The sequence below is a fragment of the Blautia hansenii genome (assembly GCF_013304445.1).
Lineage (GTDB): Bacteria > Bacillota > Clostridia > Lachnospirales > Lachnospiraceae > Blautia.
The window spans coordinates 66,737-85,019 of sequence record NZ_JAAITA010000008.1 but is presented as its reverse complement, the minus strand read 5'-3'; the positions used below and the strand labels follow the sequence as shown (position 1 = coordinate 85,019).

Sequence of the window (18,283 nt, the reverse complement as noted above, 5' to 3'; positions counted from 1 at the left end):
TACCTGTGAATAACGAAATAAATGGGAGGTAAAAAAATGTCTAACATTGCAGATACAGTGTCAAACCTGATTGGGCAGACAGCTTTTATGAATCTGACATGGGGCAATCTGATTATGATTTTAGTAGCATTTGTCTTTTTATTCCTTGCTATTAAAATGGGATTTGAGCCGCTTTTGCTGGTGCCAATCGCTTTTGGTATGCTGCTGGTAAATATCTACCCGGATATTATGGCCAGCGCAGAAGAAACGTCCAATGGAGTAGCCGGACTTCTTCATATTTTCTATATTCTTGATGAATGGAGTGTGCTCCCATCTTTGATTTTCCTTGGTGTAGGTGCCATGACAGACTTTGGTCCTTTGATTGCCAATCCAAAGAGTTTCTTAATGGGTGCAGCAGCACAGCTGGGTATTTATGTTGCCTATTTCCTGGCTATCTTTATGGGATTCAACGGAAAAGCAGCAGCAGCTATTTCTATTATCGGTGGTGCTGACGGCCCGACTTCTATCTTCCTGGCAGGAAAGCTGGGACAGACGGGACTTATGGGAGCTATTGCCGTAGCGGCTTATTCCTATATGTCCTTAGTGCCGATTATTCAGCCGCCGATTATGAAGCTTCTGACTACAGAAGAGGAAAGAAAAATTAAAATGGAACAGCTTCGTCCCGTATCCAAACTGGAAAAAATCCTGTTCCCGATTATCATTACCGTTGTTGTTTGTCTGATTCTGCCTACCACAGCACCACTGGTTGGTATGCTGATGCTGGGTAACCTGTTCCGTGAATCAGGGGTTGTAAAACAGCTTACAGAGACAGCTTCCAATGCTCTTATGTACATTGTTGTTATTCTGCTGGGTACTTCCGTAGGAGCTGCAACAAGTGCTGAGGCTTTCCTGAAACTGGATACGCTGAAAATTGTAGCATTAGGTCTGGCAGCGTTTGCATTCGGTACAGCCGGAGGTGTGCTTCTGGGTAAACTGATGTGCAAGCTGACCCACGGCAAGATTAATCCGCTGATTGGTTCTGCCGGTGTATCCGCAGTACCTATGGCTGCCCGTGTATCCCAGAAGGTTGGTGCAGAAGCAGACCCGACCAACTTCCTGCTCATGCATGCAATGGGACCAAATGTGGCCGGTGTTATCGGTACAGCCGTAGCAGCTGGTACTTTCATGGCTATCTTTGGTGTATAAACCAAGAAATATAAATGGAGGAAAAAAAGATGGCAGACGTAGTAAAAAAACCAATAAAAATTACTGAAACAATTCTGCGTGACGCACATCAGTCTCTGATTGCTACTAGAATGACAACAGAGCAGATGTTGCCTATGGTGGAAAAGCTGGATAAAGTCGGCTACCATTCCGTAGAGTGCTGGGGTGGAGCAACTTTTGATGCTTCCCTGCGTTTCTTAAAGGAAGATCCATGGGAAAGACTTCGTAAATTCCGTGATGGATTTAAAAATACAAAATTGCAGATGTTATTCCGCGGACAGAATATCCTGGGATACCGTCCATATGCAGACGACGTAGTGGAATATTTCGTACAGAAATCCATTGCAAACGGTATTGATATCATTCGTATCTTTGACTGTTTAAACGATCTTCGCAACCTGCAGACAGCAGTAAAAGCAGCCAATAAAGAGAAAGGACACGCACAGGTGGCGCTGTCTTATACTCTGGGTGATGCTTATACTCTGGACTACTGGGTAGAAATGGCAAAGAAAGTAGAAGATATGGGTGCAGATTCTATCTGTATCAAGGATATGGCAGGTCTTCTGCTTCCGTATACAGCAACCGAACTGGTAACAGCTTTAAAAGAAGCTGTAGATATTCCGATTCAGCTGCATACACACTATACTTCCGGTGTTGCTTCCATGACTTACTTAAAAGCCGTAGAAGCAGGCGTAGACGTTATTGATACTGCTATGTCACCGTTCGCTCTGGGAACTTCCCAGCCAGCTACAGAAGTTATGGTAGAGACCTTCAAGGGAACTCCATACGACACAGGTTTTGACCAGAAATTACTGGCAGAAATCGCAGACTACTTCCGTCCAATCCGTGACGAGGCTTTAGACAGCGGTCTTCTGAATCCGAAGAACCTGGGTGTAAACATCAAAACACTGTTATATCAGGTACCGGGCGGTATGCTTTCCAACCTGACATCCCAGTTAAAAGAACAGCACGCAGAAGACAAATTCTACGATGTGCTGGAAGAAGTGCCAAGAGTGCGTAAAGACCTTGGTGAACCGCCGCTGGTTACTCCATCTTCTCAGATTGTGGGTACACAGGCTGTATTTAATGTCATCATGGGCGAGCGTTACAAGATGGTGACAAAAGAAACCAAAGATGTATTAAGCGGAAAATACGGTGTAACTGTAAAACCGTTTGACAAAGAGGTACAGAAGAAATGTATCGGTGACACAGAAGTCATTACCTGCCGTCCGGCTGATTTGATTCAGCCTGAACTGGATACCTTAAGAGGCGAAATGGCTCAGTGGTCCGAACAGGAAGAAGACGTACTTTCTTACGCACTGTTCCCACAGGTTGCTACAGACTTCTTCAAATACAGAGAAGCACAGCAGACAAAGGTAGACCCTAAGGAAGCAGATACGAAAAACGGAGCTTATCCGGTATAAAATAGCATTGTCCAAGCAGAGCAAGAAAAGCGAAGGCTCAGAAGTCCTTAACGGGACATCTGGGCCTTCGCTTTTTTCAATACTTCAAGGTCAGATTTTGTGACCTTTAGATTGGTTTTATAGGATTTTCCGTCCGGACAGGTGACCTGCACATCAATGACAGTGCCTTCCTGGGCCGCGTGATTGGAAACAGCTTTCAGAAAAGGGAAGAGCTTTGGATGGTTTTTCTCAATGGTATTTTTCATACGGCGAAGTTCCATAAGCTTCAAAGGATTCATCATAAGTCAGTGCCTCCTAGGTATGTATTTTTCTCTGAAAAAGGGGTTGAGTTGGAAACAGTATAGAGGAGAGAAGGAAAAAAGTCAACAGAAAGAAAATTTTTGCTGAAACTTTTTCTTTTTTGTGCTATGATAGGGTACATGTGAAAGAATCAGCAAAGAGGGGTCAGAAGATGAACAATACAGAGCATTTGCTCAGTAAAATGAACCAACAATATCAAAATTTCAGTAAAGGACAGAAAAAGCTGGCGGCCTATATCCGGGAAAATTATGATAAAGCCGCCTTTCTTACGGCTGCAAAGCTGGGAGAAACCGTAGGAGTCAGTGAGTCCACGGTGGTCCGTTTTGCTATTTATCTGGGATATAAGGGGTATCCGGAGTTTCAGAGGGAATTGGAAGAACTGGTACGCAACAAATTAAATTCCATACAGAGAATGGAGGTTACCTATGGAAAGGTGCCGCAGTCTGAAATCTTAGATACGGTCCTTCATTCAGATATTGAAAAGATTAAGATGACACTGGAAGCCGTAGATCATGAGGCTTTTGAACTGGCTATTGAGACGATTTTAAAGGCACGGAATATTTATATTGTAGGAATCCGAAGCTGTGCGCCTCTGGCGGGCTTTCTGGCTTTTTATCTGAATCTCATCTGTGACGGGGTACATCTTTTGAATACCAACAGTTCCAGCGAGTTGTTTGAACAGATGATTCGGATAGGCGAAGAGGACGTGATTATTGGTATCAGTTTCCCCCGGTATTCCATGAGAACCTTAAAGGCACTGGAATTTGCCAATAACAGAAATGCCAAGGTTGTTACGCTGACAGACAGTATTCATTCTCCTATGAATCTGTACTCCTCCTGCAATCTTATTGCCAGAAGTGATATGGCGTCCATTGTAGACTCCCTGGTTGCGCCTCTGAGCGTGATTAATGCCCTGGTGGTGGCGCTCAGTATGCGGAAGCAGAAGGATGTCGTGGAAACCCTGGGATCCCTGGAAAAAATCTGGGATGAATACCAGGTATACAACAAAGATGAGATTAATGTGGCAGATAACCATGACATTGAGTTAAAAAAGACAGAAGTACCCCGGAAATCCAGGGATTAAAGGAGTGTTTTATGGCTAAAATAATAATTATAGGAGGAGGCGCCGCCGGAATGGCAGCGGCGGTCTTTCTGGGGGAACAGAACCATCAGGTACACCTCTTTGAAAAAAATGAAAAGCTTGGGAAAAAGCTGTTTATTACAGGAAAGGGACGCTGCAATATCACCAATTCCTGTGATGAGGAGACTTTTTTTCAATCTGTTGTCAGTAACCCTAAGTTTCTTTACAGCGCTTTTTACGGCTATACAAACCGGGATGTCATCGCTTTTTTTGAAAGTCTGGGACTGGCTGTAAAAGAAGAGCGGGGCGGCAGAATTTTTCCGGTATCTGACCATTCCTCTGATGTGATTAAGGTTTTGGAGCAGCGGATGAAAGCGTTGGATGTGAAGATACATTTAAAAAGCAGAGTGGAAAAAGTGTTGACGGAAAACTCCCTGGAGGGGGAAGAGAAGATACGGGGCGTACTTTTGGAAAACGGAGCCGAAATTTTGGCGGACAGAGTCATTGTAGCCACAGGAGGCTGTTCTTATCAGGCCACGGGCTCTACGGGAGACGGTTATACCTTTGCAAGGGAAACCAATCATAAAGTGACGGAACTGCGTCCTGCTCTGGTTCCGATAGAGACAAAGGAAGAATATGTAAAAGACATGCAGGGGCTGGCTTTAAAAAATGTCCGCTTTACTGTAAAAGACGGAAAGAAAGTGCTGTATGATGATTTTGGAGAACTGCTTTTTACCCACTTTGGGATTTCCGGTCCTTTAGTGCTGACAGCCAGTTCCCGCATTGGGAAGAAGCTGGAAAAAAAGGAACTTCAGGCTTTTCTGGATTTGAAGGCAGCCTTGTCAGAGGAGCAGTTGGACGGAAGGCTTTTGCGGGAGTTTGAAAACGGAAAGAACAAACAGTTTAAAAACGTCATAACCGGCATGTTTCCGGCAAAGCTGTATCCAGTCATGCTTTCTCTGGGAGGGATTCCTCCGGAAAAGAAAGTCAACGAAATTACAAAAGAGGAAAGGCGGGAGTTCATCCAAGTGATAAAGCACTTCCCTCTGACGCTTACGTCCCTCAGGGGATTTCGGGAGGCCATTATCACTCAGGGCGGTGTCACCGTAAAAGACATTCAGCCAAAAAACATGGAGTCGAAAAAGGTGAAAGGGCTTTTCTTTATTGGTGAGGTATTAGATTTAGATGCCGTAACCGGCGGGTTTAACCTGCAGATTGCCTGGTCTACAGCCAAAGCGGCAGCAGAGGAAAGTTTTGAATAAACAGCAAAGGAGAAAAAGATATGTCAGTAAATATCGCCATTGACGGTCCGGCAGGTGCCGGAAAAAGTACCATAGCCAAGGCTGTGGCAAAAGAACTGGAATTTATTTATGTGGATACAGGCGCCATGTACCGCGCTATGGCGCTGCACCTTCTGCGCCAGGGGATTGTTCCCGGGGAAGAAGCGCAGATGGATGCAGCCTGTGAAAATGCAGAAATTTCCATTGTATATGAAAACGGCGCCCAACAGGTGCTGTTAAACGGCGAGAATGTGACCGGAGATTTGCGCAGGGAGGAAGTGGGGAATATGGCTTCCGTCAGTTCTGCAAGACCCCGTATCCGGGAAAAACTGGTGGAACTGCAGCGTGTTCTGGCTTCCCAGACCGATGTGGTTATGGATGGACGCGATATCGGCACCTGCGTTTTGCCGGATGCAGATGTGAAAATTTATCTTACGGCCAGCGCCCGCACAAGAGCCCTGAGAAGGTGCCGGGAACTGGAAGAAAAGGGAGTCTCCTGTGTGCTGGAAGAAATTGAAGCAGACATTAACGACAGAGATTACAGAGATATGACCAGAGAGATTTCTCCCCTTAGAAAGGCCGAAGACGCTGTGCTGGTAGACTCCTCTGAAATGTCCATTGAGGAAGTAAAAGAGGCCATTATCCGTCTCTACCGGGAAAGCCGGAAGTAAAGAAAGCGGGGGAGAGGCATATGGAAGTAAAAGTTGCAAAAACCGCGGGCTTTTGCTTTGGCGTAAAGCGGGCAGTGGAAAAAGCCTATGAAGTGGCAGAACAGACCGCCGGCGGGGTTTATACTTATGGACCCATTATTCACAACGAAGAAGTGGTGTCGGATTTGGAGAAAAAAGGCGTCCGGGTTTTAGAGTCCGAAGAAGAACTGAGAAATCTGCAGGATGGCACAGTGATTATCCGGTCTCATGGTGTGCCGAAATATATTTATGACCTTTTGAAGGAAAAGCAGATAGCCTGTGTGGACGTTACCTGTCCCTTTGTTCTGAAAATTCATCGGATTGTGGCCGAAGAAAGCCTGAAAGGCCGCCACATCGTCATTGTAGGCAATGCGGACCATCCGGAAGTGGTGGGAATTAAGGGCTGGTGTGAAGGTCCCTGCACGGTGATTAAGACAAAGGAAGAGGCAAAAAAATTCCTGGAAGAAGGCCATGAAAAGGTGTGTATTGTATCCCAGACGACATTTAATTACAATAATTTTCAAGAAATAGTTGAAATTTTGGGCGAAAAGCGTTATGATAGGCTTGTTATAAATACGATTTGTAATGCAACACAAGACAGACAGTCTGAAGCAGAAGAAATCGCTAAGCAAGTAGATACCATGATTGTCGTGGGAGGCAGACATAGCTCCAATACTCAGAAGCTATATGAAATTTGTAAAAGCGAATGTGAAAATACTTATTATATACAGACACTTGCTGACTTGGATTCTGATAGTTTCCGATCCGTTCAATGTGTAGGTATTACAGCAGGGGCATCAACCCCAAATAAAATAATTGAGGAGGTTTCAAAACATGTCAGAATTAAGTTTTGAACAAATGCTGGATGAAACATTTAAAACAATTAGGAATGGAGAGGTAGTCGAAGGTACAGTTATCGATGTGAAAGAAGACCAGATTATTCTGAACATTGATTATAAAGCTGACGGTATCATTACCAGAAGTGAATATTCTAATGACCAGAACTTAGACCTTAGAACTGTTGCTCAGCCAGGTGACACTATGGAAGCAAAAGTCCTGAAGTTAAACGACGGAGACGGACAGGTTCTCTTAACATACAAGAGACTGGCTGCTGATAAAGGCAACAAGAGACTCGAAGAAGCATTTGAAAATAAAGAAGTGCTGACAGCAAAAGTAAACCAGGTATTAGACGGCGGTTTAAGCGTACTTGTAGAAGAAGCAAGAGTATTCATTCCTGCAAGTCTGGTGTCCGACACTTACGAAAAAGACCTGACAAAATATCAGGATCAGGAAATTGAATTTGTTATCACAGAGTTCAATCCAAAAAGACGCCGTGTTATCGGTGACAGAAAACAGCTTCTGGTAGCTAAGAAAGAAGAACTGAAGAAAGAACTTTTCGAGAAAATCCATGCAGGAGATGTTGTAGAAGGAACTATCAAAAACGTTACAGACTTTGGTGCATTTATTGACCTTGGCGGCGCTGACGGTCTTCTTCACATTTCTGAAATGTCATGGGGAAGAGTAGAAAACCCGAAAAAAGTATTCAAAGCAGGGGATAAGATTACTGTCCTGATTAAAGAAATCAACGGGGATAAGATTGCGTTAAGCCTGAAATTTGAAGACCAGAATCCATGGTTGCATGCAGCTGAAAAATATGCAGTAGGAAATGTTGTAGAAGGCAAAATTGCCCGCATGACAGATTTTGGTGCATTTATTGAATTAGAGCCAGGTGTAGACGCTCTTCTTCATGTTTCTCAGATTTCCAGAGCACATGTAGAAAAACCATCTGATGTATTAAAAGTAGGTCAGGTTGTTTCTGCAAAAGTTGTTGATTTCAACGAAGAAGAAAAGAAAATCAGCCTCAGCATGAAAGTTCTTGAGCCAGCTCAGGACGAAGCAGAAGAGACAGTAGAAGAATAATAAAAAATCTTTTTTATTAAAAACAGCCCTCACTTTTTAGTGATGGCTGTTTTTAAAATTCCATGGACATAAGAGAGAAGGGTTTCCTGGGAAGCGTTTTCAAAGGGCCAGAGTGCATATTTTTCTTTGGCATGATAGTCCTCCTGGAGAAGAGGAAGGTTTGGAGAGCCGGGAGCATAGACAAAGCAGCCGGATACTTTTTTGCAGCAGTTGTGAGCCTTTGCTTTTTGCCGTCGGCTTTTGTCCAGATAAAGAGCTATGCTTTTGTGTACCGCCTCATCTTCATAGGGAAGATAATAATAGTTTTGATAATCTGGGTAGAAATATTTCAGGGTGCCTTGGTAGAGAGGCATTTTTATTTTGGCTGTAGTATTTAATACAGTAATGTAACAAAAAGGCAAAGCTGCAGAAAGAGCAGCGCACACCGAATGTTTCATGGAAAGAGTAAACAGAAGTTTCCGAAGGGGAGTTCCTTCCGGGCTGTTTTCTGTGAGCTCTTCGGCTTTTTCTATGGTATATTCCCGGTTTAAAAGCTGGCGCAGCCCGCCCAGGGGAAGGAGGGCTGCCATACCTTTGAGGTCATCGCTGTTGTGTAGCAGAAGAAGTTTCTGGCTCTGTGTATCAGGAGATTTTACATAGTTTTGATAAATTTTTATCATTTCTTTGCCGGATAACAGGTCTTCTCTGGGATAAGAAACCAGATTTTCAAAATCTTTTTGTCTGTGGCCGGGCATTTGACGGAAAAAACAGGGCATGCGGAGGAGCTCCCGGTATAAATCTATCTGAGGCATATCAGAGAAAGTCTGGGGAATTTGCAAAGCTTTGCAGCGGTTGGCCAGATAGGGGACATCAAAGGAAGCGCCGTTAAAGTGTACCAGATATTTTTTAGAGGAAGCTATGCGGCAGAATTCCTTTAAAAGCAGGCTTTCTGATGTATCATCGCTGTGCTCTGACAGAAACTGGCAGAGTTCAAAGTCCTGGGCGTCTTCTCTTTGGAAGAGAAGCCCTATGAGAAAAACACGGCTGTTTTTCGGACTCAGTCCTGTAGTTTCAATGTCGAAAAACAGGAAATCCGAAGGATTGGAATCGGGTGAAAAAAATCCGGATTTCAGTTCTGGTGATAATGTATAGATAATTTGTTTATTTGTTATCATTTTAACAAAATCCTTTCAAATTGTTCTTGAAATAGTACGAAAAATCACTAAAAAATTCTAGTGATTTTCGTAAAAAAATGTTATATTATATAACGAAGGAGAAAAGCATGGATATTACAATAGCAGGGATATCTCTATATTATATCATAAGTTGGTTTTTTATCTACAGTTTTTTAGGCTGGGTATGGGAATCCGCATATGTATCTGTGAAAAAAGGAAAACCCGTAAACAGAGGATTTATCAATGGCCCACTGTGTACTATTTATGGCGCAGGTGCAGTCAGTGTATATCTGATTTTAAAGCCTTTTGACGGGAATCTGCTGATTCTCTATGCAGGCGGGGTTGTAACGGCCACACTTCTGGAACTGGTAACCGGCTGGCTGATGGAGAAAATTTTCCATACCAGATGGTGGGATTACAGTAAACAGAAGTTTAATTTTCATGGGTACATTTGTGTCGGGGCTTCCCTGGGCTGGGGTGTATTTACCGTTTTACTGTTCCAGGTACTTCACCCGTTTGTGTCCTGGCTGACTGGATTGTATCCGCAGTCTGTGGGAAAAATTGTACTTTTGATTGTGACTCTTTTGTATCTTGTGGACTTTATTTCATCGGCAGCCGCAGCTTTTGGTCTGAGCAAGGCCTTTGCCAAAGCGGAGGATATGCTGGAGGATCTTACTGTGTATTTGCAGGGTACCAGGGTCTATGAGACGAAAGAGGAGATTCGGGAGAAGCTGGAATCTGTCAGAAATTACCGGCGGTTACAGGATTCTCTGGAATGGCTGTCCGGCAGAAAGCAGGAAATTCTGGAACGCTTTGAAAGTCTGGTACAGGACAGACGCCTCTTGGATGCAGAGAGTTATATGGAGAAAAAACGGGAATTGGAACAGCGTCTGGACGAATATGTAAAAAAATATACCGATATCCGCAAAAAACAGAGCCGTATCAGGAAACGTATGGTCTGCGCGTATCCTGAACTGAAAAGTCAGTTTAAAACTTACAGAGAAAAGCATCAGAAAAAAAAGACAGACTAATAGCAGGAGTATAATCAGAAACATCTGATTATCGATAGATAAAGGAGGGACAAATTATGGCGTTTTTAACCTTTAGGGGTGGCGTTCACCCTTACGATGGAAAAGAACTGTCCAAAGAAAAGCCTGTCCGGGAATTTTTGCCCGGGAAAGAACTGGTATATCCGCTTTCACAGCATATTGGTGCTCCGGCACAGCCTGTTGTGAAAAAAGGGGATTACGTTCTGGCGGGCCAGAAAATTGCAGAAATGGGAGGCTTCGTTTCTGCGCCTGTTCACGCATCTGTGTCAGGAACTGTGAAAGAAATAAAGAAAGTCAGAAATAATGTAGGCGCTATGGTAGATGCCATTGTCATTGAAAATGATGAAAAGTATGAAACCGCAGAGTTTCAGCCGGCGCAGTCTCTGGAAAGTCTCACAAAAGAGGAAATTATAGCCAGAATCAAAGAGGGCGGCGTAGTAGGTATGGGAGGAGCAGGTTTCCCTACCCATGTAAAGCTTTCTCCAAAAGAACCGGATAAGATTGAATATGTACTGGTAAACGGTGCAGAGTGTGAACCTTATCTGACTTCTGATTACCGCCGTATGCTGGAACAGCCGGAGTGGATTATCAATGGTTTGAAATGTATTCTCAAGCTTTTTGACAATGCCAAAGGCTATATTTGTATTGAAGACAACAAGCCGGATTGTATTGCAAAAATCAGCGAGCTGGTGAAAGATGAGCCGAGAATTGAGGTCAGCACCTTAAAGACCAAATATCCTCAGGGCGCAGAGCGCTGCCTCATTGCGGCAGTCAGCGGCAGGGAAATCAATTCTTCCATGCTTCCGGCAGACGCGGGCTGCGTAGTAGACAATGTGGATACCGTATGTGCGGTATACCGGGCTGTTATGAAAGGCGAACCGGTTATGGACCGTATTGTTACCATTACAGGAGATGCCGTAGCAGAGCCCTGTAATTTAAAGGCACGCACAGGTACGTCTTTTGCGGAGCTTCTGGAAGCGGCAGGCGGTTTGAAGCAGCCTGCGGAAAAAATGATTTCCGGCGGTCCTATGATGGGATTTGCTATGTTTGATTATCATGTGCCGGTAGTAAAGACTTCTTCTGCGCTGCTGTGCATGACAAAAGATGAGGTTTCTGCCCAGGAACCTGCCGCATGTATCAACTGCGGCAGATGTGTCACGGCCTGTCCGGCCAGACTGGTACCCTCCAGACTGGCAACGTATTCGGAGAACGGCCGGGAAGAGATGTTTGTAAAATATCATGGTATGGAATGTGTGGAATGTGGCTGCTGCAGTTTTGTCTGTCCGGCAAAACGCCCGCTGACCCAGTCTATGCGTTCTATGAGAAAAATGGTTCTGGCTAACCGCAGAAAACCGAAATAGGAGGAGAAAATCATGAGTGACTTATTACACGTCTCATCTTCCCCTCATGTAAGGTCGAAGGTGGATACCGGCAGCATTATGCTTACGGTACTTCTGGCATTGATGCCTGCAGCGCTGGTGGGCGTTTATAATTTCGGACCCCACGCGCTTTTGCTGATTCTGATTTCCATTGCTGTGTGCGTGGCAACAGAAGCAATCTATGAAAAAATCGTACATAAGAAACTGACAATCAAGGACTATAGCGCAGCCGTTACCGGACTTTTGCTGGCACTGAATCTGCCACCGAAGGCTCCCTGGTGGATTCCCGTTATCGGCGGTGTGTTTGCTATTCTTATTGTAAAACAGCTGTTTGGCGGTCTGGGACAGAATTTTATGAACCCTGCTCTGGCAGCCAGATGTTTCCTTTTGATTTCCTTTACAGGAAGAATGACAGATTTTACTGTGCCGGATAATGCATGGGGAAACATTGTGGATACCGTATCCGGCGCTACACCTCTTGCTGCCTTAAAAGCAGGAGAAAGCGTAGACTGGGTGAGCCTGTTCTTTGGTAATATACAGGGAACCATTGGGGAGACTTCTGCGCTTGCCATTTTAATCGGTGCAGCAATTCTTCTGGCAAGAGGTATCATTGATTTGCGGATTCCGCTGACTTATATTGGCACCTTCGCTGTATTTGTGCTGCTGTTCGGCGGCCATGGTCTGGATTTGAACTATCTGCTGTGCCACTTATTCGGCGGCGGTCTGATGTTGGGCGCCTGGTTTATGGCAACGGATTATGTGACAACTCCGATTACAAAGAAGGGACAGCTGGTATATGGCGTGTGTCTTGGTATTTTTACCGGACTTTTCCGTATTTTCGGCGGTTCTGCAGAAGGAGTTTCCTATGCTATTATTTTCTGCAACCTGTTGGTGCCGCTGATTGAACGTTTTACAATGCCGGCAGCCTTCGGAATGGGAGGTAAAAAAGCATGAAAAAGAATACAATTATAAAAGATACCCTGATACTGACCCTGATTACTCTGGTAGCGGGCGGTCTTTTGGGTATGGTATATGAGGTGACAAAAGAGCCCATTGCCCAGCAGGCTGAAAAGGAAAAGCAGGAGGCTTACAAGGCCGTGTTTGAAGACGCGGATTCCTTTGAGGTATGCGTGGAGGCAGACGATGCAGACCTGGCTGCTTATCTGACAGAAAACGGTTTTGAGGCACAGACGGTCAATGAAGTGATGGAGGCCAAGGATGCGTCCGGAGAAACCATTGGCTATGCGCTGAATATGACAACTTCGGAAGGCTATGGCGGTGACATCAGTTTTTCCATGGGTGTAACACTGGACGGTACCTTAAACGGAATTTCCATTCTGGATATTAACGAGACTGCAGGTCTTGGTATGAACGCCACAAAAGATGAGTTTAAGGGACAGTTTGCCGGCAAGCAGGTGGATGCTTTTGAGGTGACAAAATCAGGCGCAGCGTCTGACAATGAAATCAATGCCATCAGCGGCGCTACCATTACGTCGAAAGCCATAACAGGCGGCGTCAATGCAGGGCTTTGTGCCTTTGAATATGTGAAGGAGGGAAAATAAGATGAAAGCAAATTCACCTGGTGAACGTCTTTATAATGGTATCATCAAAGAAAACCCGACTTTTGTTCTGGTGCTGGGTATGTGTCCGACACTGGCCGTTACCACAGCAGCTATCAACGGTATCGGTATGGGGCTGACGACTACGGTGGTTCTGGCTCTGTCCAACTTGTTTATTTCACTCCTTAGAAATGTGATTCCCGACAAGGTGCGTATGCCGGCTTATATCGTCATTGTTGCGTCCTTCGTAACCATGGTACAGCTTCTGCTGCAGGGCTTTATTCCGGCGCTTTATGATGCTCTGGGAATTTATATTCCTCTGATTGTAGTAAACTGTATTATTCTGGGAAGAGCGGAATCCTATGCTTCTAAAAACGGTCCGGTATCCTCTATCTTCGACGGTATCGGTATGGGACTGGGATTTACCCTTTCCATTACCATTCTGGCAGCATTTCGTGAGCTTATCGGTGCGGGAACCGTATTCGGATTTCAGGTAATGCCTTCTGCGTACGAACCGGCTACCATTTTCATTCTGGCGCCGGGTGCCTTTTTCGTACTGGCCTTTCTGGCGGCTATCCGTGCAAAACTGCAGGATAAAAGGCCGAAGGAAGAACAGAAACCGGTACACTGCATGGAAGGCGGCTGTGCTTCCTGTGGAAATGAAGGCTGCAGCGGAAAATTTTATGACAATACGGTGAAAAAGTAAGGGGGACAGAACATGAAAGAATTACTTATTATAGCAGTAGGAGCAGCCGTGGTAAACAATGTTGTTCTGAGCCAGTTCCTCGGACTTTGTCCTTTCTTCGGTGTTTCTAAGAAGATTGAGACAGCAGCAGGCATGGGCGGCGCAGTTATTTTCGTTATCACCCTGTCTTCACTGGTAACCAGTTTGATTTATCAGTTTCTTCTGACTCCGCTGAATATGGAGTATATGCAGACCATAGTATTTATTTTGGTTATTGCAGCTCTGGTACAGTTTGTGGAAATGTTTTTGAAGAAGTCCATGCCGGCTCTGTATGAGAGTCTGGGTGTGTACCTTCCTCTGATTACTACCAACTGTGCAGTACTGGGTGTTGCGGTTATCAATGTGCAGAAATCTTACAATGTACTGCAGGGAACGGTTAACGGATTTGCCACAGCTCTTGGTTTTACCATTTCCATTGTGCTGATGGCAGGTCTTCGTGAAAAAATGGAATACAACGATGTACCGAAATATTTTCAGGGATTTCCTATGGTACTTTTGACGGCAGGCTTAATGGCCATTGCGTTTTTCGGTTTTTCAGGAATTATTTAAGGAGGCATAGACTATGATAACAGGTATTATCATTGCGGCAGTCCTGGTAGGCGGCGTAGGTCTCTTTATTGGACTTTTCCTGGGAGTTGCCGGAAAGAAATTTGAAGTGGAAGTAAATGAAAAAGAAATTCAGGTCAGAGAAGAGCTGCCGGGCAATAACTGCGGCGGCTGTGGATATCCGGGCTGTGATGGTCTGGCTGCAGCCATTGCAAAAGGTGAGGCGCCTGTAAATGCCTGTCCGGTAGGCGGTTCTGCCGCAGCAGCAAAGATTGCGGCTATTATGGGTCAGGAAGCGGGAGAAGCTGTCCGTATGACTGCGTTTGTAAAGTGCGCAGGGGACTGCGAAAAAGCAGGACAGAGTTATGATTATACAGGAGTGCAGGATTGTAAAATGGCTGCGCTCATGCAGAACGGCGGTTCCAAAACCTGTTCTTATGGCTGTCTGGGCTATGGCTCTTGTGTGAAGGCCTGCGGATTTGACGCTATTCATATTATCAATGGAATTGCTGTAGTAGATAAAGAGAAATGTAAGGCCTGCGGCAAATGCGTGGCCGAGTGTCCGAAGAAACTCATTGAGCTGATTCCTTACAAACAGAAGCAGGCGGTGTCCTGTAATTCCAAGGATAAGGGAAAAGCAGTGATGAGCGCCTGTCAGGTGGGCTGTATCGGCTGTAAGAAATGTGAGAAGGAATGTCCGAAAAATGCCATTACCGTGGTGGATAATGTGGCGCATATTGATTCTGAGAAATGCGTCAACTGTGGTATCTGCAAGAAGACGTGTCCGAGAAAGATTATTTTGTAAAAATATGAAATGTGCAACCCCCTTTCAAGTTTCAACTTGTGGAACCTTGAAAGGGGGTTGTGTTGTGATGCGAGCATTTCACGAACACACATTTGCATTTTCGGCTTTCCTGTGATAAGATAAAACCCAGAAAACGAAACAGGAGATGTTTATGAAGAAAAAAGATATATTTCTGGTAGGAGGAATTTTAATCCTTGCCCTTCTTTGCTGGTTGGTGCCAAAGGGACTGCGTCTGGTTGACGGGAACAAAGAAACAGAACTTAAAATTACTGTTGCCGGAGAGGTTTATGGAACTTATTCCTTGGAAAAAAACCAGGTCATAAAGATTCAGGATACGAATGTGTGTGAAATAAAAGATGGAAAAGTAAAGATGACAGAGGCAAGTTGTCCGGACCATGTGTGTATCCGGCAGGGAACGATTGACGCACCGGGAGAGACCGTGGTGTGCCTGCCTAATAAAGTGGTGCTGGAGATTGTGTCCAAGGACGGGGAAGAAGACGGCCTGGACGCAGTGGTGAAATAAAAGCAAAGGAGAAATCATTATTTATACAAGAACAGGAAAAATCGCATGGCTGGGGCTTATGGCGGCTCTGGCAATTATTTTTGGATATGTGGAAATGCTTCTGCCTGTATTTTTCGTAGTTCCCGGTATGAAACTGGGGCTGGCGAACCTAGTAACCGTGTTTGTGCTGTACAGGTATCGGGCAAAAGAAGCGGCAGTTATATCCCTTATCCGCATTGTAGTGATTGGTTTTCTCTTTGCCAATCTGTTTTCTATTCTGTACAGTCTGGCAGGAGCGGCTTTGAGTCTTTTGTGTATGACCGCAGCCAGGCGGTTTTCGGGGCTGTCTATAGTGGGAGTCAGCATTTTAGGCGGTGTGACCCACAATCTGGGGCAGCTTATAGTGGCGGCTCTTGTGGTAGAAAACGGCAAAGTATTTTACTACTTTCCGGCGCTTTTGATTTCCGGTCTGGTAACCGGGGCGCTTATCGGGATTGTGACAGGAGAAATTTTAAAGAGAACGACAGGAAGGAAATCAATATGATAGCATATATAAAAGGTGTTGTGGCAGAAATTTGGGAGGACAGAATTATTTTGGAGTCCCAGAACATGGGGTACAATATTTTTATGCCTATGGCCAGTGTGGATACTGCGCTGCACACGGGGGAAGAGGCAAAGATATACACCTATCTCAATGTCCGGGAAGATGCCATGCAGCTTTTCGGATTTCTCACAAAAGACGATTTGAATACTTTTAAGCTGCTTTTGAGTGTTAATGGTATTGGACCTAAGGCGGCTCTTGGGGTTTTATCCGGACTTTCAGCAGACGAACTGCGGTTTGCAGTTCTGGCTGATGATGTAAAAACCATCTCGAAAGCGCCGGGTATTGGAAAGAAGACAGCCCAGAAGCTGATTTTGGAATTAAAGGATAAGCTGGATTTGCAGGAGGCTTTCCAGCTAAAGACTCAGCATGTGCAGGAAACAGGCAGCGATACGGCGGACCTGTCCGGTATGCGGAAAGAAGCGGTAGAGGCGTTGACTGCCCTGGGATATTCCGGCGCAGATGCCCTGCGGGCTGTGAAAAAAGTGGAACTTACAGCAGATATGAACGTAGAGGCGCTTTTAAAGGCAGCTTTGAAAAATATGTTCTAAGAGGCGGAGAATGTCATGGAAAAGAGAATTATTACTACCGACGTCATGGAAGAGGATTTGCGGACAGAAGGCAATCTGCGTCCGCAGTTTCTTTCTGACTATATCGGTCAGGAGAAAGCAAAGAGCAATCTGAAAATCTATATTGAAGCGGCCAAGCAAAGAGGTGATGCCCTGGACCATGTGCTTTTCTACGGTCCTCCGGGTCTTGGAAAAACCACTCTTGCGGGAATTATTGCCAATGAGATGGGCGTACATATGAAAGTTACCAGTGGTCCGGCGATTGAAAAACCGGGAGAGATGGCAGCTATTCTCAACAATCTGCAGGAAAATGACGTGTTGTTTGTAGATGAAATCCATCGTCTGAACCGGCAGGTGGAAGAAGTTCTGTATCCTGCTATGGAGGATTATGCCATTGATATTATGATAGGAAAAGGGGCAACGGCCCGCTCTATCCGTCTGGATTTGCCGAAGTTTACCCTGGTAGGAGCCACCACCAGAGCGGGGCTTCTGACTGCGCCTTTAAGAGACCGTTTTGGTGTGGTACATCATCTGGAATTTTATACGGAAGAGGAATTGCAGACCATTATCCTTCACTCAGCAAAGGTGCTGGGGGTAGAGACTGACCGGGACGGGGCTTTGGAAATGGCCAAGCGTTCCAGAGGTACGCCCCGTCTGGCAAACCGGCTTTTAAAGAGAGTACGGGATTTTGCACAGGTAAAATACAACGGGAAAATTACAAAAGAAGTGGCGGATTTTGCCCTGGATTTGCTGGAAGTGGACAAGTATGGTCTGGACCAGACCGACCGACTGCTTCTGACTACGATTATTGAGCGGTTTTCCGGCGGCCCGGTAGGTCTGGATACGCTGGCTGCAGCCGTGGGAGAGGATGCGGGAACCATTGAGGATGTATATGAACCATACCTGATTAAAAACGGGTTTTTACTGCGTACTCCAAGGGGAAGAGCTGTAACAGAGCTGACCTATCATCATCTGGGAATAAAATAATGGTTGTTTTTCCCGAAAATTCGATTATAATAGACATAGGAATGTAGAAAAGGCAGGAGGAACCAGATGGCAGTGAAGAATACAACCCAGGTGCTGATTGGCGGTAAAATCATCACATTGAGTGGTTATGAAAGTGAAGAATACCTGCAGAAGGTTGCAAATTATATGAACAGCAAGATGACAGAACTGGGACAGATTCCGGGATACAACCGGCAGGCTCAGGAGACCAGACATACGCTTTTAAGCCTGAATATTGCCGATGACTATTTTAAGGCAAAACGGCAGGCTGAAATGTTCGAGGAAGAACTGGAAGCCAAGGACCGGGAAATGTACGATTTGAAACATGATTTGATTAACGGTCAGGTGGAGTTGGAGCGCGCTCAGAAGGAAACCCAGGAAAGTACTCTGCAGATAAGGTCTTTAGAGGCGAAGATTGCAGAGCTGGAGCAGGAATTGGACGAGCTTTTAAAGGAATAAAAGAAGGAAAGAT

21 protein-coding genes are annotated in these 18,283 nt (G+C 45.1%); 19 read left to right on the top strand and 2 right to left on the bottom strand.

Annotated features, from left to right (window positions below; genetic code table 11):
• Positions 1-36: 36 nt before the first annotated feature.
• A complete protein-coding gene (locus tag G5A70_RS08155) occupies positions 37-1,185 on the top strand; it encodes a sodium ion-translocating decarboxylase subunit beta (RefSeq protein WP_173749173.1) in 1,149 nt (382 codons plus the stop codon).
• Positions 1,186-1,214: 29 nt separating this feature from the next.
• Positions 1,215-2,627, top strand: coding sequence for an oxaloacetate decarboxylase subunit alpha (locus G5A70_RS08150; RefSeq protein ID WP_173749172.1), 1,413 nt, complete (start codon positions 1,215-1,217; stop codon positions 2,625-2,627).
• 47 nt (positions 2,628-2,674) lie between these two features.
• Here the strand turns inward: G5A70_RS08150 and G5A70_RS08145 are convergent, their stop codons facing one another.
• A complete protein-coding gene (locus tag G5A70_RS08145; RefSeq protein ID WP_226853568.1) occupies positions 2,675-2,908 on the bottom strand; it encodes a hypothetical protein in 234 nt (77 codons plus the stop codon).
• Positions 2,909-3,078: 170 nt separating this feature from the next.
• Here G5A70_RS08145 and G5A70_RS08140 point away from each other — a divergent pair, with 170 nt between their 5' ends.
• Genes G5A70_RS08140 through rpsA form a run of 5 tightly spaced genes read left to right on the top strand, consistent with a single transcriptional unit; the run spans position 3,079 to position 7,897 of the window.
• A complete protein-coding gene (locus G5A70_RS08140; protein ID WP_173749171.1) occupies positions 3,079-4,011 on the top strand; it encodes a MurR/RpiR family transcriptional regulator in 933 nt (310 codons plus the stop codon).
• Between the two features lie 11 nt (positions 4,012-4,022).
• A complete protein-coding gene (locus G5A70_RS08135) occupies positions 4,023-5,270 on the top strand; it encodes an NAD(P)/FAD-dependent oxidoreductase (RefSeq protein WP_173749170.1) in 1,248 nt (415 codons plus the stop codon).
• A 20-nt stretch (positions 5,271-5,290) separates the two neighbouring features.
• Entirely contained in the window at positions 5,291-5,959 is a 669-nt protein-coding gene (gene cmk / locus G5A70_RS08130) for a (d)CMP kinase (RefSeq protein ID WP_173749169.1), read from the top strand.
• A 20-nt stretch (positions 5,960-5,979) separates the two neighbouring features.
• A complete protein-coding gene (gene ispH, locus G5A70_RS08125; RefSeq protein WP_173749168.1) occupies positions 5,980-6,831 on the top strand; it encodes a 4-hydroxy-3-methylbut-2-enyl diphosphate reductase in 852 nt (283 codons plus the stop codon).
• On the top strand, positions 6,812-7,897 hold the full coding sequence (gene rpsA, locus G5A70_RS08120) for a 30S ribosomal protein S1 (RefSeq protein WP_173749167.1): 1,086 nt from the start codon (positions 6,812-6,814) through the stop codon (positions 7,895-7,897). The genes ispH and rpsA overlap by 20 nt, the downstream gene beginning before the upstream one ends.
• Before the next feature lie 29 nt (positions 7,898-7,926).
• On the opposite strand, the gene G5A70_RS08115 is transcribed toward rpsA, so the two are convergent.
• Entirely contained in the window at positions 7,927-9,051 is a 1,125-nt protein-coding gene (locus tag G5A70_RS08115) for a ribonuclease H-like domain-containing protein (RefSeq protein ID WP_173749166.1), read from the bottom strand.
• A 107-nt stretch (positions 9,052-9,158) separates the two neighbouring features.
• On the opposite strand from G5A70_RS08115, the gene G5A70_RS08110 reads away from it, so the two are divergent.
• From G5A70_RS08110 to G5A70_RS08055, 12 genes are all read left to right on the top strand, one after another.
• Positions 9,159-10,082, top strand: a complete 924-nt coding sequence (locus G5A70_RS08110; RefSeq protein WP_173749165.1) for a putative ABC transporter permease — start codon at positions 9,159-9,161, stop codon at positions 10,080-10,082.
• Between the two features lie 56 nt (positions 10,083-10,138).
• A complete protein-coding gene (gene rsxC, locus G5A70_RS08105) occupies positions 10,139-11,461 on the top strand; it encodes an electron transport complex subunit RsxC (protein WP_173749164.1) in 1,323 nt (440 codons plus the stop codon).
• 12 nt (positions 11,462-11,473) lie between these two features.
• Entirely contained in the window at positions 11,474-12,433 is a 960-nt protein-coding gene (locus tag G5A70_RS08100) for an RnfABCDGE type electron transport complex subunit D (RefSeq protein ID WP_173749163.1), read from the top strand.
• On the top strand, positions 12,430-13,041 hold the full coding sequence (locus G5A70_RS08095; RefSeq protein WP_173749162.1) for an RnfABCDGE type electron transport complex subunit G: 612 nt from the start codon (positions 12,430-12,432) through the stop codon (positions 13,039-13,041). The genes G5A70_RS08100 and G5A70_RS08095 overlap by 4 nt, the downstream gene beginning before the upstream one ends.
• A 1-nt stretch (position 13,042) precedes the next feature.
• Complete coding sequence (gene rsxE / locus G5A70_RS08090; protein WP_173749161.1) at positions 13,043-13,744, top strand: electron transport complex subunit RsxE; 702 nt, start codon at positions 13,043-13,045, stop codon at positions 13,742-13,744.
• A 12-nt stretch (positions 13,745-13,756) separates the two neighbouring features.
• Complete coding sequence (gene rsxA / locus G5A70_RS08085; protein WP_173749160.1) at positions 13,757-14,332, top strand: electron transport complex subunit RsxA; 576 nt, start codon at positions 13,757-13,759, stop codon at positions 14,330-14,332.
• Between the two features lie 13 nt (positions 14,333-14,345).
• Positions 14,346-15,134, top strand: coding sequence for an RnfABCDGE type electron transport complex subunit B (locus G5A70_RS08080; protein ID WP_173749159.1), 789 nt, complete (start codon positions 14,346-14,348; stop codon positions 15,132-15,134).
• Between the two features lie 151 nt (positions 15,135-15,285).
• The gene (locus tag G5A70_RS08075) at positions 15,286-15,657 is read left to right on the top strand and encodes a NusG domain II-containing protein (RefSeq protein WP_173749158.1); all 372 of its coding nucleotides are present in this window, start codon (positions 15,286-15,288) and stop codon (positions 15,655-15,657) included.
• Between the two features lie 58 nt (positions 15,658-15,715).
• On the top strand, positions 15,716-16,180 hold the full coding sequence (locus G5A70_RS08070) for a Gx transporter family protein (protein WP_173749157.1): 465 nt from the start codon (positions 15,716-15,718) through the stop codon (positions 16,178-16,180).
• Positions 16,177-16,788, top strand: a complete 612-nt coding sequence (ruvA, locus tag G5A70_RS08065) for a Holliday junction branch migration protein RuvA (protein WP_173749156.1) — start codon at positions 16,177-16,179, stop codon at positions 16,786-16,788. The genes G5A70_RS08070 and ruvA overlap by 4 nt, the downstream gene beginning before the upstream one ends.
• A 15-nt stretch (positions 16,789-16,803) precedes the next feature.
• Positions 16,804-17,793: a Holliday junction branch migration DNA helicase RuvB gene (gene ruvB, locus G5A70_RS08060; RefSeq protein ID WP_173749155.1), complete on the top strand. Its 990-nt coding sequence runs from the start codon at positions 16,804-16,806 to the stop codon at positions 17,791-17,793.
• Between the two features lie 66 nt (positions 17,794-17,859).
• Positions 17,860-18,270 carry a cell division protein ZapA gene (locus G5A70_RS08055; protein ID WP_173749154.1) on the top strand — a complete coding sequence of 137 codons (411 nt, stop codon included), beginning with the start codon at positions 17,860-17,862 and terminating at the stop codon, positions 18,268-18,270.
• The last annotated feature ends 13 nt before the right edge of the window (positions 18,271-18,283 follow it).

Bases quoted from the DNA above. Each gene is read 5' to 3' on its own strand.
- G5A70_RS08080 (WP_173749159.1), top strand. From the start codon at position 14,346: ATGATAACAGGTATTATCATTGCGGCAGTCCTGGTAGGCGGCGTAGGT.
- G5A70_RS08150 (WP_173749172.1), top strand. From the start codon at position 1,215: ATGGCAGACGTAGTAAAAAAACCAATAAAAATTACTGAAACAATTCTG.
- G5A70_RS08095 (WP_173749162.1), top strand. From the start codon at position 12,430: ATGAAAAAGAATACAATTATAAAAGATACCCTGATACTGACCCTGATT.
- cmk (WP_173749169.1), top strand. From the start codon at position 5,291: ATGTCAGTAAATATCGCCATTGACGGTCCGGCAGGTGCCGGAAAAAGT.
- rsxC (WP_173749164.1), top strand. From the start codon at position 10,139: ATGGCGTTTTTAACCTTTAGGGGTGGCGTTCACCCTTACGATGGAAAA.
- rsxA (WP_173749160.1), top strand. From the start codon at position 13,757: ATGAAAGAATTACTTATTATAGCAGTAGGAGCAGCCGTGGTAAACAAT.
- ruvB (WP_173749155.1), top strand. From the start codon at position 16,804: ATGGAAAAGAGAATTATTACTACCGACGTCATGGAAGAGGATTTGCGG.
- G5A70_RS08155 (WP_173749173.1), top strand. From the start codon at position 37: ATGTCTAACATTGCAGATACAGTGTCAAACCTGATTGGGCAGACAGCT.
- ruvA (WP_173749156.1), top strand. From the start codon at position 16,177: ATGATAGCATATATAAAAGGTGTTGTGGCAGAAATTTGGGAGGACAGA.
- G5A70_RS08055 (WP_173749154.1), top strand. From the start codon at position 17,860: ATGGCAGTGAAGAATACAACCCAGGTGCTGATTGGCGGTAAAATCATC.
- rsxE (WP_173749161.1), top strand. From the start codon at position 13,043: ATGAAAGCAAATTCACCTGGTGAACGTCTTTATAATGGTATCATCAAA.
- G5A70_RS08070 (WP_173749157.1), top strand. From the start codon at position 15,716: ATGGCGGCTCTGGCAATTATTTTTGGATATGTGGAAATGCTTCTGCCT.
- G5A70_RS08145 (WP_226853568.1), bottom strand. From the start codon at position 2,908: ATGATGAATCCTTTGAAGCTTATGGAACTTCGCCGTATGAAAAATACC.
- G5A70_RS08140 (WP_173749171.1), top strand. From the start codon at position 3,079: ATGAACAATACAGAGCATTTGCTCAGTAAAATGAACCAACAATATCAA.
- G5A70_RS08115 (WP_173749166.1), bottom strand. From the start codon at position 9,051: ATGATAACAAATAAACAAATTATCTATACATTATCACCAGAACTGAAA.
- G5A70_RS08100 (WP_173749163.1), top strand. From the start codon at position 11,474: ATGAGTGACTTATTACACGTCTCATCTTCCCCTCATGTAAGGTCGAAG.
- G5A70_RS08135 (WP_173749170.1), top strand. From the start codon at position 4,023: ATGGCTAAAATAATAATTATAGGAGGAGGCGCCGCCGGAATGGCAGCG.
- rpsA (WP_173749167.1), top strand. From the start codon at position 6,812: ATGTCAGAATTAAGTTTTGAACAAATGCTGGATGAAACATTTAAAACA.
- G5A70_RS08075 (WP_173749158.1), top strand. From the start codon at position 15,286: ATGAAGAAAAAAGATATATTTCTGGTAGGAGGAATTTTAATCCTTGCC.
- G5A70_RS08110 (WP_173749165.1), top strand. From the start codon at position 9,159: ATGGATATTACAATAGCAGGGATATCTCTATATTATATCATAAGTTGG.
- ispH (WP_173749168.1), top strand. From the start codon at position 5,980: ATGGAAGTAAAAGTTGCAAAAACCGCGGGCTTTTGCTTTGGCGTAAAG.